15 protein-coding genes are annotated in these 12,865 nt (G+C 67.0%); 12 read left to right on the top strand and 3 right to left on the bottom strand.

Annotated features, from left to right (window positions below):
- Positions 1-52 precede the first annotated feature (52 nt).
- The 11 genes from AEB_RS10155 to AEB_RS10110 all read left to right on the top strand — a co-directional run bounded on the left by AEB_RS10155 (position 53) and on the right by AEB_RS10110 (position 6,317).
- The gene (locus tag AEB_RS10155; protein ID WP_119083087.1) at positions 53-544 is read left to right on the top strand and encodes a hypothetical protein; all 492 of its coding nucleotides are present in this window, start codon (positions 53-55) and stop codon (positions 542-544) included.
- Positions 545-685: 141 nt separating this feature from the next.
- Entirely contained in the window at positions 686-1,186 is a 501-nt protein-coding gene (locus AEB_RS10150; RefSeq protein ID WP_119083086.1) for a hypothetical protein, read from the top strand.
- The gene (locus tag AEB_RS10145) at positions 1,183-1,515 is read left to right on the top strand and encodes a hypothetical protein (protein ID WP_145985292.1); all 333 of its coding nucleotides are present in this window, start codon (positions 1,183-1,185) and stop codon (positions 1,513-1,515) included. The genes AEB_RS10150 and AEB_RS10145 overlap by 4 nt, the downstream gene beginning before the upstream one ends.
- A 114-nt stretch (positions 1,516-1,629) precedes the next feature.
- Positions 1,630-1,866 carry a DUF2312 domain-containing protein gene (locus AEB_RS10140; RefSeq protein WP_119083084.1) on the top strand — a complete coding sequence of 79 codons (237 nt, stop codon included), beginning with the start codon at positions 1,630-1,632 and terminating at the stop codon, positions 1,864-1,866.
- Positions 1,863-2,063, top strand: coding sequence for a hypothetical protein (locus tag AEB_RS10135; protein WP_119083083.1), 201 nt, complete (start codon positions 1,863-1,865; stop codon positions 2,061-2,063). The genes AEB_RS10140 and AEB_RS10135 overlap by 4 nt, the downstream gene beginning before the upstream one ends.
- Complete coding sequence (locus AEB_RS10130) at positions 2,060-3,958, top strand: ParB/RepB/Spo0J family partition protein (protein ID WP_119083082.1); 1,899 nt, start codon at positions 2,060-2,062, stop codon at positions 3,956-3,958. Before AEB_RS10135 ends, AEB_RS10130 begins: the two co-directional genes overlap by 4 nt.
- Complete coding sequence (locus AEB_RS18540) at positions 3,955-4,086, top strand: hypothetical protein (RefSeq protein WP_269461543.1); 132 nt, start codon at positions 3,955-3,957, stop codon at positions 4,084-4,086. The genes AEB_RS10130 and AEB_RS18540 overlap by 4 nt, the downstream gene beginning before the upstream one ends.
- Positions 4,086-4,634 (top strand): hypothetical protein, encoded by a 549-nt coding sequence (locus AEB_RS10125; RefSeq protein ID WP_119083081.1) that lies wholly within the window; start codon positions 4,086-4,088, stop codon positions 4,632-4,634. Before AEB_RS18540 ends, AEB_RS10125 begins: the two co-directional genes overlap by 1 nt.
- A complete protein-coding gene (locus tag AEB_RS10120; RefSeq protein ID WP_119083080.1) occupies positions 4,631-5,245 on the top strand; it encodes a J domain-containing protein in 615 nt (204 codons plus the stop codon). Before AEB_RS10125 ends, AEB_RS10120 begins: the two co-directional genes overlap by 4 nt.
- Positions 5,242-5,451 carry a helix-turn-helix transcriptional regulator gene (locus AEB_RS10115; protein ID WP_231958665.1) on the top strand — a complete coding sequence of 70 codons (210 nt, stop codon included), beginning with the start codon at positions 5,242-5,244 and terminating at the stop codon, positions 5,449-5,451. Before AEB_RS10120 ends, AEB_RS10115 begins: the two co-directional genes overlap by 4 nt.
- A gap of 380 nt (positions 5,452-5,831) precedes the next feature.
- A complete protein-coding gene (locus AEB_RS10110; protein ID WP_145985291.1) occupies positions 5,832-6,317 on the top strand; it encodes a hypothetical protein in 486 nt (161 codons plus the stop codon).
- 21 nt (positions 6,318-6,338) lie between these two features.
- Here the strand turns inward: AEB_RS10110 and AEB_RS10105 are convergent, their stop codons facing one another.
- Entirely contained in the window at positions 6,339-7,076 is a 738-nt protein-coding gene (locus AEB_RS10105) for a class I SAM-dependent methyltransferase (protein WP_119083078.1), read from the bottom strand.
- Between the two features lie 233 nt (positions 7,077-7,309).
- Between AEB_RS10105 and AEB_RS10100 the strand changes: the two genes are divergently transcribed.
- Entirely contained in the window at positions 7,310-8,677 is a 1,368-nt protein-coding gene (locus AEB_RS10100; RefSeq protein ID WP_231958664.1) for an MFS transporter, read from the top strand.
- On the opposite strand, the gene AEB_RS10095 is transcribed toward AEB_RS10100, so the two are convergent.
- Complete coding sequence (locus AEB_RS10095) at positions 8,640-9,839, bottom strand: MFS transporter (RefSeq protein ID WP_172593055.1); 1,200 nt, start codon at positions 9,837-9,839, stop codon at positions 8,640-8,642. The two genes, AEB_RS10100 and AEB_RS10095, sit on opposite strands and share 38 nt — an antisense overlap.
- A 216-nt stretch (positions 9,840-10,055) precedes the next feature.
- Complete coding sequence (secA, locus tag AEB_RS10090; RefSeq protein WP_119083075.1) at positions 10,056-12,803, bottom strand: preprotein translocase subunit SecA; 2,748 nt, start codon at positions 12,801-12,803, stop codon at positions 10,056-10,058.
- Positions 12,804-12,865: the final 62 nt, after the last annotated feature.

Below are 12,865 nucleotides of genomic sequence, written 5' to 3'. Positions count from 1 at the left end.
AACCGCGGCACCGCGGAGCCGGCGGTACCATCTCACGCCGGCGCGGTCGGCCATGACCAAGCTGCGCGCGCCCCTCTCCGTCGACGCTGCGCTGGCGCGCATCGCGGGACAGCTGCCCGGGGGCTGGCGCGAAATGGCCGAGCTCGCCGACCGGCAGGAGCGCACCGTGCGCAATTGGGGCGATCCCGACACGCGCGAGCAGATCCCGATCGACTGTGCAATCGAGCTCGATCTCGCCTATCAGCGCGCCGGCGGCACCGGGGCCCCGATCCACGAAACCTATTCGCTCCAGCTGGAGCTGGCGGAGCTATCCCGCTTCGCCGATCGGCACGAGCTGCTCGCCCAGGCCTTCGAGGTGATCAAGGAAGGCGGCGAAGCACACGCCGCCATCGTCCACGCAGCCCGCCCCGGCGCCACGCCGCAGGACACGGCCGAGGCCCTGCGCGAGTGCATTGAGGCGTTCGACGCGCTCAAGCTCATCCTGCCAATGCTGCAGCCCCCTGCGCAGCTGGCGGAAGGCCACCGCCCTACCGGCCCGCCCTGATCGGCCAGCGCTCCGCGTTTGACCGAGCGCGGAGCGTCCTTTGCGAGGCGGGCCGCCTCCCGGCCCGCCTCGCAACCCCTCCGAACCCTCTCCAACCCCAGTCCACGCGGGGCGCGATCCCTGCGGCGGGAGTGCTCTGCCATGTGTCAAGGAACAACAGGCCCGGTCGACGTCGCCACCGGGATCATCACGCCCGGCGCTTATCTGCGCCTGCGTCGCGAGGCTGCGCGCATGGGCATCCGCCAGGTGGCCGCCGAGCTCGCCGCCCTTCCCTTCGCCGTCATGTGGCCCGGCCCGGCCGAGATCGCCCGCCTCGCCGCGCGCATCGGCGCGGCCGAGGACGATACGGAGCCCTTCACCTTGGCCGAGGCAGAGCTGCTGCAGCATGCCTTCCGTTTCGACTGGTCGGTCTACGCCCAGCTGATCGATCTCCACGCGGACCCTGCGTCGGACGGAACATTGCCGGTGCCGCAGATCTGCCGCTCCTGCGGCTGCAGCTGGCATGATCCCTGTGTGCGCTCCGGCGCCCCCTGCGCCTGGACGGATCACAATGCGGAGCTTTGCACCGCCTGCGCCCACCGCCCCGCGCCCAGCCCCGGCCTGCACCTCGCCGGCGCTTCCGGCGAAGGAGCCCCGGCATGATGGGGGAAGTCCTGCAACCGTCCGCAGAGGCAGAAGCCCTTTTTCGCGCGGCGCTGCGCAAACAGCTCGAGGAAAGCGGAATGGCCCGTGGCAGGCCAGAGCTGATCGACGAAATCGTCGACTTGGCCGTGCACTCGGCCACGCAGGCGGCGTTGACGCTCGGGCGGGTGCTCGATTCCGCCAGTTCACGCGGTGTGGCCCTCACAGCCTTCGGCCCTGCGCTCGGCTATGCCCTTGGCGTTTTCCAGGGCTCGCAAAGCGCGCTCCTCGATTTCGCGGCCGAGGCGGGCATGCGCACGGACGGCTTCACCATTGAGGCGCGACTGTGAGCCCCGCTGAATGGCTCCTCCTCGCCCGCTGGGGCTGGTGGCGGCTCGCTGGTGCCCTGCTGCTCGCTTACGCGGCCGCCCTCCTCCTCTGCACACTTCTATCGGAGCTTCCTCATGGCTGACGCCACTGACGACCGCCTGCGCCTGCTCATCGAACGGATCGAGCGGCTCGAGGCAGAGAAGAAGGGCATCTCTGACGACGTTCGCGACGTCTACGCCGAGGGCAAAGCGGTCGGCTACGACACGCGCATGATGCGGGAGATCGTCCGCCTTCGGAAGATGAAGCCCGACGATCGCCGCGAGATGGAGATGGTGCTCGACACCTACAAAGCGGCGCTTGGTCTCGCATGAGTGGCCAGTGGGATGATCCCTACTGGAACAATCGCGATCGACGCATCCGGCGGCGTCGCCTCGCCGTCTGGATCGTTCTCGCCCTCGCCGCCTGGATCTTTGGCGCCCTTCTGGCTGCCGCGGGCTTCGGCCTCGCGCGCCTGCTCACCGACCCTGCGCCCCTGCCGCCCCCCGCCCATTCGGAGCCTCTCCCATGACCTTCCGCACCTTCACCCATGCCCAGCTGGTGATCTCCCCGCTCAACGTCCGCCAGAACCGGGAGGATGCGGAGGCGACCGAAGCGCTCGAGGCATCGATCCTCGCGCACGGGCTGATCTATCCGCTCACTGTCCATCCGCTACCGGACGGAACCCATGGCGTCCTCGCGGGCGGTCGCCGCCACCGCGCCATCGGCCAGTTGATCGGCCGCGGCGATCTGCCCACCGACTGGCCCATCGATGCCGTCGTTCGCGATCTGCCGCCGGCGGAGATCACTGAGCTTTCGCTCTCCGAAAACCTGCTGCGGCGCGAACTTCGCCCTTACGAGGTGCATGCCGCGATCGCGCGCGCCCGCGCGCAAGGCGCTTCGGTGGAGGAAATCGCCACCCGTACCGGCCAGCGCGTGGAATGGGTGCGGCAGCAGCTGCGCCTGGGCGAACTCGCGCCGGAGATCTTCGCCGCCTATGCCGAAGGCCAGCTCTCGATCGACGAGGCCCGCGCCTATGCGGCCACCGAGGACCAGGAGCTGCAGCTGCTCGCCTGGCGCCATTTGTCCACCCGGCCGCAGTGGGAGCATCACGCCAACGCCATCCGCGCATTCCTGAAGATCGGCGATCGCGAGCTGGAGAAGCTGCTCCGCTTCGTGGGTGACGAGGCCTATCGCTCCGCCGGCGGACGCTTCGAGCTGGATCTGTTCGCCGATGGTCCGGAAGAGCGCGGCCGCGTGACGGACGAGACCCTGCTGCGCCAGCTGGCCGAGACCAGGCTCGCGGAGCACCGCGATCGCATCCGGCAGAAGACCGGGCGCAAGGATCTGCGCTTCGCCGCCGCACCGCCGCAGAATGCTGGTACCACCGACTGGTCGCTGAAGCTGGACCCGGACTATCGCGCCGGCCGCAAGATCGTCCTGCCGGCGGGCGATATCGTCGCCACCATCGCGATCGCCGCCGCGGGCGATGTCGAGACCAGCTTCTGGTGGGCCAGCCGCAAGGCGCGCAAGGAAGCCAGCCGGGCGGAACGCACCGGCGATAAGGACGCGGCGAGCTCAGGGGCCACACCGGTCGTCCCCGCAACCGGGCAAAAGGTCACCGGCGCCGATGCCTTCGGCGATTACACCGCCGCCCAGGCGGCGCGCCTCTCCGCGAAGGATGAGCACGGCCTCACCGCCGACGGCTTGCAGATCGTCCGCTCGCTTCGCCGCATGATGCTCCGCAACGTGCTGGTGTTCGAACCGAGCGGCACCGTCGCCCGGGATTACCTTATCTGGTCGCTGCTGCGGCAGGAGCTCGGCGGCGCGAGCCAGCAGGACACCGGCACCCGACCGATCGCCAGCCACTGGACCGCGCGCGATGACGAGCCCGCGGATCTGGTGCGGGACTTCTTTGCCGAGGAGCTCGTGGCCAGGAGCTGGGACGTGATGGTCGCCGGCGCCGCCAGCCTCCCCTTCATGAAGGAGCCGGACCCGGCCGCGAGCCTCGCGTCCTATGTTGCCCTGGACGAAAGCGAGAAGAACCTCTGCGCCGGCGTGCTCGCCGGGCTCGCCCTGATCCGCTCCGCCAATGTACCGGGATGGCGCGTCGCTGCGCATGATAAGATGGCCGAGCTGGCCGGCGGATCGGACGCCATGCTGCGCCAGTACTGGCAGCCCTCGCCTGCCTTCCTGTCGCTCTTCCCGAAGATGAAGCGGCTCGAACTCGCCCAGCCGCATGTCGATGCCGATTCCTTCCGCGCCTGGCCGAAGCTGCCAGACAAGACGCTTTCGGGCGCCGCGGCCGGCGCGCTCGAACATGCCGAGGGTGACTGGATGCACCCCGCGCTCACCTTCAATGTTGCGGCCGAGCCAGCCGGAGAGGAAAGCCCCGCCGCGCCCGCAGTGGCGGACGTGCCGGCATGAAGATCCTCTCCCGCCTCATTGCGGCGGCGAAATGGGCGATCGGCCAGATTGGCGCCTGCCCCTATGGGCGCCCGGACTGCAGGCCCGGCAACCGCTGCCTGCAGTGCCGCCAGGATGAAATCTTCTGATGCCGGCGCTTCCGCTCAGCCTGCGCCGTCCCTCGATCGACAGCTGGAACGCGGGGCAATGCACTCGCCTGCGCCGCCCCCTTGGCGGCATTTATCGCGGTCTTGCCCCGGGCGCGCTGCTCTGGATCCGCGAACCCTACCGGCTCGCCGCGCGCTACGACGGCCTCAGCCCAACCGCGGCCGCGCAATTCGGCGCCGAACCCTATTTTGCCGCCGGCCTGGTCGCCGGTGATGTGGCGCGCCTGCAGCTCGGCAAGGAATGGCCCGCGCGCAATTTGCTGCGCCAGTGGCACCGCCAGCACGCGCGCGTCCTCGCGGTCGAATGCCAGCCGCTGCAGCTGATCACCGGCGAGGAAGCACGGGCCGAAGGCTACGCCACCCTCGCCGCCTGGGCCCACGCGTGGGACGTCTCCGTCCCGCTCTCCGCCAACGGCCTCGAGTGGAGCGGCAATCCCACTGTTCTCGTCATCACCCTCGCGCGCGTGCCCGCCCCGATCGCCGGCCTTGGCGCCCGCGCCGAACCGAAGCGAAAGGCGCCGGCCGCATGAACGAACCACAGATCGAATTTGCCTATCCGGTGGACTGGCCCTCGGCCCGGCCGCGCACAAGAGCATGGGACAGGAAGGAGGCACTCTTCCGGTCGGGCGGCAAACGGCTGCTGTGGGACGATGCGCTCGGCAGGCTGCGTGAACAGGTAACGCTGGTGACGCCGACCGGCAGCGACTGGCGGATGAGAGAGCTGACGCTGTCGACCAACTTCGAATTGCGCGTCGACGGTCGGCCCCGGCGCGATCGTGGCGTTCCGGCCGATCCGGCCGTGGCCTTCTTTTTCGAGCTGGACGGGCGGCCGCACGTCCTCGCCTGCGACAAGTGGGCCAGCGTGCCAGACAACATCGCCGCAATCGCCGCCCACATCGAGGCGCTGCGTGGCCAGGAGCGCTGGGGCGTGGCCGACTTGCGCCAGGCCTTCGCGGGTCACGTTGCGCTGCCCGCGCCCGAGCAGTGGTGGCAGGTGCTCGGAGTTCGGCAGCAGGCGACCGAAGCGGAGATCGACGCCGCCTGGCGCGAGAAGATGCGCAGCGCGCACCCCGACCAGGGCGGCTCCGAAGAGCAGGCCAAGCGGCTCAACTGGGCCAGAGCAGAAGGAAAGAAGCGATGATGAGCACCGCCAGCACGCCGGCGCCCGGCCGGCTGCTCAAGATGAAGGATGTCGAGCGCGAAACCTCGCTGCACCGCGCCACCATCTACCGCCGAATCGCCGCCGACGAATTCCCGCGCCCGCGCCCCATCGGCGGCGGCCGCGTCGCATGGCTGGAAAGCGACATCGAGGCCTGGAAGGCCGACGTTCTCGCCAACGCCAACTGAGCAACTCGGGGGCTCCTTAGGGGGCCTTTTCCAAACCCAACAGCCACCAGAGCACACCTTTTCAGGGGGATAGAGATGCAGCTGCGATCCAACTCGGGGAGCCACTCTTCAAATCGCCGATAGCCTGCCGCAGCCTCTTCCCGGCGCGGATGAAGGTGCCTGATCGGCTCGATCTTACACTCCACCTCACTCAGTTTCGCAATCTTCCCGTTTCGAACCTGCGGCGCTGCTGCGGTCGCTAGGCGCAGGATCGCATCTAGGTTAACTTTCGCCTGCGGCGTCCGCCGCGAATCGGGGGGAAAGCGATGGTGGGATACAAGGTGCTGGCAAGCATGGGATTGTGCTTTGCCTTGTCAGGTTGCTTGTACGGCAATCAGCAGATGCTCGGGAGCCTCGCCGAGGCGGAGCAATGCCCCTTCTCCGACCACATCGAATACACCGCCTACACCGTTCAGGATAACACGCCCGGCGAGGTCATCGGCCAGTTCACCTTCGTAAACGACCCGAACACCGGGACGTGCGAGGTGACCGATGCCCACGGTGTGACCCAAGGGGGCAGCGGCGTGCTGCAGAATATCCTGGGTTCGCAGAACAAGCTCATCGATTCCGGCGTCTATGTCAGCTGGGTTCCGGCGGCCGGCGAAGAGGATGTGCAGCTCTCGCTGCTGACCCATTATGCCGACGGCTTCATCGAGATACGCGGGACATGCGACGGGACCAATCCCGAGCAGACGCTTGTGATCCGCGGCGTGCCGCGGGAGGATGGTGGGGACTGCCACCTGCAAACCGAAGACCAGCTGCGCGCCTTCGCGAACGGCTCGGGCGATGTGCGGATCGACTATCTGTTCAAGCCGAGCGATAGCTGAGAACCGAATTCTCTCGCCGGGCTAGCCCGGCTTGCGAAAACGCAGGGCGAATTTGTCGCTGGTCGGCTGCACCTCGCGCGGGTTCACATCATGCGGGTCGGCGGGGTTGTGCAGCAGGTCGCTCTCGGCTTCGAGCGTGAAGCCGGCCTGCATGACCTGCTGCTTCACCGCCTCCTCGTCGATCCGGTGCAACGTGCGCGTGGCGGAGGTGCCGGTTCCCGGCGCTGCATGATCCTCCACGAAGTAGATCCCGCCGGGCTTGAGCGCGGCGAAGACGGCGGCATTAACTGCGGCAATGTCGCCATTGGCGAGATCGTGATAGTTCTCCGTGGTCCACACCAGATCGGCGGGCTGCGGCAGGGTGAAATCACCGAAATCGGCCACCACCACTGTGACATTGCCATACTGTTTGGCGAGAGCATTGATGGCGTCGAGCCCACCCGGCCGATTGGCAAAGACGGCCGGCATCATGGCGTAGACATGGCCCTCCGGCCCTACCGCCCCCGCGAGGATGCGCGTGTAATAACCGCCGCCCGGGGCGATTTCGGCCACCACGTCACCGGGCTTTACGCCCGCGAACTTCACGACCTCCGCCGGTTTACGCTGCGGATCGCGGGCGATGTCGCCCTCCGGCCGCTGCGGGTCGGAAACCGTCGCCGCGAGGGCGGCGGTGCCCCCTTCGGCCTGCTGAGCGGAGGCGGGCGCCGCCGCACCTGCGATGACGGCGGCGGCGATGAGGAATGCGCTGGCCTTGTTCACGGATCGTATCTCCCTGCGACGAGCATCGCAGCGCCGGATGCTACGCCAGTTTTGCGGCATGGCAAGGAGCGCGGATACTTGATGTGAAAGACGAGTTGCCTACTCTGCCCGCCCGAAGGTGAGGACAGGCAGGAGAGGAGCTTCCCATCGCCAGCAGCCCCGCGCATCGCGCCGCCGCCATTCCCGCGCGGCTGGACCGCCTCCCCTGGAGCCGGTTCCACTGGCTGGTGGTGGTGGCGCTGGGGATCACCTGGATCCTCGACGGGCTGGAGGTCACGCTGGCGGGCTCCGTCGCCGGGGCGCTGCGCGAAAGCCCTGTGCTGCGGTTCACCGCCTCCGATGTGGGGCTGGCCAATTCGGCCTATCTTGTAGGGGCGGTCGGCGGGGCGCTGTTCTTCGGCTGGCTGACGGACCGGTGGGGCCGCAAGCGCTTGTTTTCCCTGACACTGGGACTCTATCTGCTGGCGACCGCGGGCACCGCCTTCACCTGGGATCTGCCGAGCTTTGCCATCATGCGGTTCTTCACCGGCGCCGGGATTGGCGGCGAGTATTCCGCGATCAACTCGGCAATTCAGGAGCTTATCCCGGCCCGCCGGCGCGGCTGGACGGATCTGGTGATCAACGGCAGCTTCTGGGTGGGGGCGGCGCTGGCGAGCGGAGCTTCGATCCTGCTGCTCGATCCGCGGGTGGTGAACCCGGAATATGGCTGGCGGATCGCCTTCTTCGGCGGGGCGGCCATTGGCCTCATCATCCTGTTCCTGCGCCGTTTTCTCCCGGAAAGTCCGCGCTGGCTGGCGACCCACGGGCGCGTGGACGAGGCCGAGCGGGTGATCGAAGCCATCGAAGCCCGGGTGGAAATGCAGGGCCTCCACATCCCCGACGCAAAGCCAGTGCAAATGTATGTTCATGCCCGCCGGTCGACCAGCATGGGGGAAGTGTTCCACGCGCTGTTCCGCACCTATCCCAAACGCACCTTCTATTGCCTGGTGCTGATGGCGGCGCAGGCCTTCTTCTACAATGCGATCTTCTTCACCTATGCGATGATGCTGACCGACTTCTACAGCGTGCCCAGCGCCCAGGTCGGCTATTACATCCTGCCCTTCGCGGCCGGGAACGTGCTCGGCCCGTTGCTGCTGGGGCGGCTGTTCGACAGCTGGGGGCGGCGGCCGATGATCATGCTGACCTATTCGGCATCGGGCATCCTCCTCGCCGCCACGGGTTTCGCCTTTGCCGAGGGCCATCTGACCGCGACCACGCAGACGCTGTGCTGGAGCGTGACCTTCTTCTTCGCCTCGGCCGCCGCCAGCGCCGCCTACCTCACCGCGGCGGAGAATTTCCCGCTGGAGATGCGCGCGCTGGCGATCGCCATCTTCTACGCGCTGGGCACGCTGCTGGGGGCGGTGGCGCCATGGGTGTTCGGCCTGCTGATCGAAAGCGGATCGCGCGGGCAGGTGTTGATCGGCTATCTGTTCGGCGCCGGGCTGATGCTGCTGGCGGCGCTGGTGACGCTGTTCTACGGCGTCGCCGCGGAACGTCGCCCGCTGGAGGAGGTCGCCCGCCCGCTCAGCTGGAAGGAGCCGCCGCTCGAGCCCGGTCGCTGAACCGCACCGCGGGCAGCCCGGCCAGCAGCGCCACCAGCGCGATCATCACCGCGCCGAGATACCAGGGCGCATCATGCCCGCCGTGCTCATAGATCAGCCCGAACAGCGGCGGCGCGATGATGCGCCCCACCGCGTTGGAGGCCATCAACAGCCCCATCACCCCGCCCTGCCGCTCCGGCGGGGTGTTGCGCGAGAGCAGCGCGCCGGCGGATGGAAAGGCGAGGCTGTGGCCGGCCATCAGCAGGCCCATCAGCAGCACGCCCGCCACGGGCAGCCGGATCACCGGCTGCAGCAGCATGGCCAGCGCCAGCACGGCAAGGCCGATCAGGATCACCCGCGCTTCGCCAAAGCGATGCGCCAACGGGCCGATCAGCAAGAGCTGGGTCACCAGCCCGCCGCCGCCGATGGCGAGGAAGGCGAAGCCGAGATCATGCGCGGTCCAGCCGAAATTCTCCTCGCTCCACAGGCCGTAAATCGCCTCCATCGAAGCGAAGGCGGCGATGCCGAAGAAGCCGATCACGAACAGGCTGCGGAGCAGCGGCTGGCGGCCGACGAAGGTGAAGGCCTCGTGATAGCGCGGCAGCGGCGCGCCCTTCCCGCGCGGCTCCACCGCATCGCGCAGCACCACGAAGCACCACAGCGATGCGAGGATGGAGAAGGTGCCGGCGATCAGGATCGGCAGGCGGAAGCTGGCAGCCACCGCCGCTTCCCCAGCGAACAACCCGCCGATCACCGGCCCGAAGGCGAAGCCCAGGCTGAAGGCCGCTCCGAAATAGCCCATGGTCTTCGCCCGCCGCTCCGGCGGGGAGACATCGGCGATGAAGCCCTGGCAGGTGCCCAGCGTGCCGGAGAAAAAGCCGCTGACGATGCGGATGGCGATCGCCGCCCACAGGCTGGGCGCGAAGGCGAAGGCGAAATAGCTGAGGCCCGCCACGAAGGTGGTGATGGCCAGCACCTTGCGCCGCCCCCACACGTCGGACTGACGCCCCCAGTGGATTTCGCCGAAGACATTGCCGAAGCTGTAGGCAGCGAACAGCAGCGCGATCTCGAACGGGCCGGCATCGAACACCTGCCCATAGAACGGCAGCAGCGGCAGGATCAGGCTGAAGCCCGCGATATTGATGAACACCGCGACGAGCAGCGGCGGCAGCCGCCTATCCATTGTTGTAGCCTTTTCGCATCCTGCCGCGACCATAACAGTCGTTACGATGAGGGCAATGGGCTGCGAGGGGTTTGCGCTGCTTCGTTATGGATGGGTGGGCGATGACCGCGCCGGATTCCCGCCTGCGCGGGAATGACGAAGGTAGGGAAGCGCCACCGCCCCCCACCCCGTTACCCGGGCCTGACCCGGGGTCTCGCGCCAGCGCAGCCGGCGCGCCTATGCCGCGCCGTGGCAGTGCTTGTATTTGTTGCCCGAGCCGCAGGGGCACGGGGCGTTGCGGCTGATGTCCATCCCCGCATAGGGATTCTCGCGGTTGGAGCCGCCCGGGCCGACCGCCGCCATGGGCGATCCGGCGAGCGCGCCGAACAACGCCTCCCGCCCGGCAGAACCGTCGCCATCGTTCGAATCGTCCTCGCCCGAGAAGGGATCGACGTGGCCGGTGAGGAAATCGGGCAGTTCCGGCAGATCGATCGGCGGCGGCGGCGGGGCGAGGCGCAGTTCCATCGTCATCAGCACCCGCGTCACATCCTCGCGGATTGTTTCCAGCATGTTTTCGAACAGGCCGAAGGCTTCCTGCTTGTATTCGTTGATCGGCTGCTTCTGCGCATAGGCGCGCAGGAAGACCACCTGGCGCAGCGCGTCCAGCGTGGCGAGGTGTTCCTTCCAGTGATAATCTAGCCGGTCGAGCAGGATGCTCTTTTCCACCTGGCGCCAGATCGTCTCGTCATTGTCGGCCATCTTGGTGGCCATCTTCTCGGATGCGATATCCAGCAGGCGCTGTTCGATCAGTTCGGGATCGACCGCGTCTTCTTCCAGCCAGTCCTCCAGCGGAGGCTCGACGCCGAGGATATCGCCGATCTTCTCCTTGAGGCCGGCGAGATCCCACTGCTCCGGGTAGGAGCCCGGCGGGCATGCGGTGCCGACAATCGCGTTGATGGCATCGTGGCGCATTTCCAGCACCACATCGTCCACGCGCTCGCTGTCCATGATTTCGGCGCGCTGCTCGTACACCACCTTCCGCTGGTCGTTCATCACGTTGTCGTATTCGACGACCTGCTTGCGCACTTCGTAGTTGCGCGCCTCCACCTTCTTCTGCGCCGTCTCGATGGCCTTGGAGAGCCATTTCGAGCCGATCGCCTCGCCGTCGGAGAGGTTGGAGTTCATCATCTTGGCGAACAGCGTATCCGGCCCGAAGATGCGCAGCAGATCATCTTCCAGGCACAGGTAGAAGCGGCTGAGGCCGGGGTCGCCCTGGCGGCCCGAGCGGCCGCGCAGCTGGTTGTCGATCCGGCGGCTTTCATGCCGTTCCGTGCCGAGCACGAACAGGCCGCCGGCATCCTTCACCTTCTGGCGTTCGGCGGCGACTTCTTCCTTGATCCGCTCGATCCCGGCGTCACGCTCCGGCCCTTCGGGCAGGTCGCGCAATTCGTCCTCGATGCGGAAGTCCACATTGCCGCCCAGCTGGATGTCGGTGCCGCGGCCGGCCATATTGGTGGCGATGGTCACCGCGCCCAGCCGCCCGGCCTGCGCCACGATATGCGCTTCCTGTTCGTGGAAGCGGGCGTTCAGCACGGCATGCTTCACCCCTTCCTTGTCGAGGAAATGGCTGAGCAGTTCGGATTTCTCGATGGAGACGGTGCCCACCAGAACCGGCTGGCCGATCTCGTTCTTCTCGCGGATGGCGCGGGCAATCGCCTGGAACTTGTCCTGCGTGTTCTTGTAGAACTCGTCTTCCTCGTCGATGCGCTGCACCGGCACGTTGGTGGGGATTTCCACCACATTGAGCTTGTAGATGTCCCAGAACTCGGCCGCCTCGGTGGCGGCGGTGCCGGTCATGCCGGCCAGCTTGGGATACATGCGGAAATAGTTCTGGAAGGTGATCGAGGCCATGGTCTGGTTCTCGGGCTCGATCTTCACGCCCTCCTTGGCTTCCACCGCCTGATGCAGGCCGTTGGACCAGCGGCGCCCGTCCATCATGCGGCCGGTGAATTCGTCGATGATGACGACCTTGCCGTCCTTCACGATGTAATCGATGTCGCGCTTGAACATCACCACGGCGCGCAGCGCCTGGTCCAGATGGTGGACGACCTGCGTGTTCTCCACGTCGTAGAGGTTTTCGGTTTCGAGCATGCCGGCGGCGATCAGCCGCTTCTCGACCTCTTCCACGCCCTCCTCGGTCAGCGAGACATTCTTGCTCTTCTCGTCCGCCTCGTAATATTCCTTCTCCAGCCCCTTCACGATCGCGTCGATCGAGACATAAAGTTCGGACTTGTCCTCCGTGGGGCCGGAGATGATCAGCGGCGTGCGCGCCTCGTCGATCAGGATCGAGTCCACCTCGTCCACGATGGCGAAATTGAACGGGCGGTGCACCTGCTGGCTCCGCTCGTGCTTCATATTGTCGCGCAGGTAATCGAAGCCGAATTCGTTGTTGGTACCATAGGTGATGTCGGCGCCATAGGCATCGCGCCGCTGCGGCTCGCTGAGGTTGGGCACGATCACGCCCACGGTGAGGCCAAGGAACTTGTAGAGCCGGCCCATATGCTCCGCGTCGCGGCGGGCGAGGTAATCGTTCACCGTCACGATGTGGACGCCGTTGCCCTCGATCGCGTTGAGATAGGTGGCGAGCGTGGCGACCAGCGTCTTGCCCTCGCCCGTGCGCATTTCGGCAATCTCGCCGCGGTGGAGCACGATGCCGCCGACCATCTGCACATCGAAGTGCCGCATGCCGAGCACGCGCTTGGACGCTTCGCGCACGGTGGCGAAGGCTTCGGGCAGGATGTCGTCCAGCGTCTGCCCGGCTTCCAGCTGCTGGCGGAACTTCTGCGTCTGCGCCGCCAGCTCCTCATCGGAGAAGCCTTCGAGCTGGGGCTCCAGCGCGTTGATATTGCCGACGATCTTTTCCAGCGACTTGACGTAACGATCGTTGGCCGAACCGAAAATGGACTTGGCGAGCGCGCCGAACATGGGCGTTTCCTAACTATGGCATTGGGGGCGGCCGCACGCGATCATGCGGCCCTGGAACACGG

It is taken from the genome of Altererythrobacter sp. B11 (assembly GCF_003569745.1).
Taxonomy (GTDB): Bacteria; Pseudomonadota; Alphaproteobacteria; order Sphingomonadales; family Sphingomonadaceae; genus Croceibacterium_C.
Note: the sequence above shows the minus strand (reverse complement) of the source record. Positions and strands in the feature narration are given on the sequence as shown.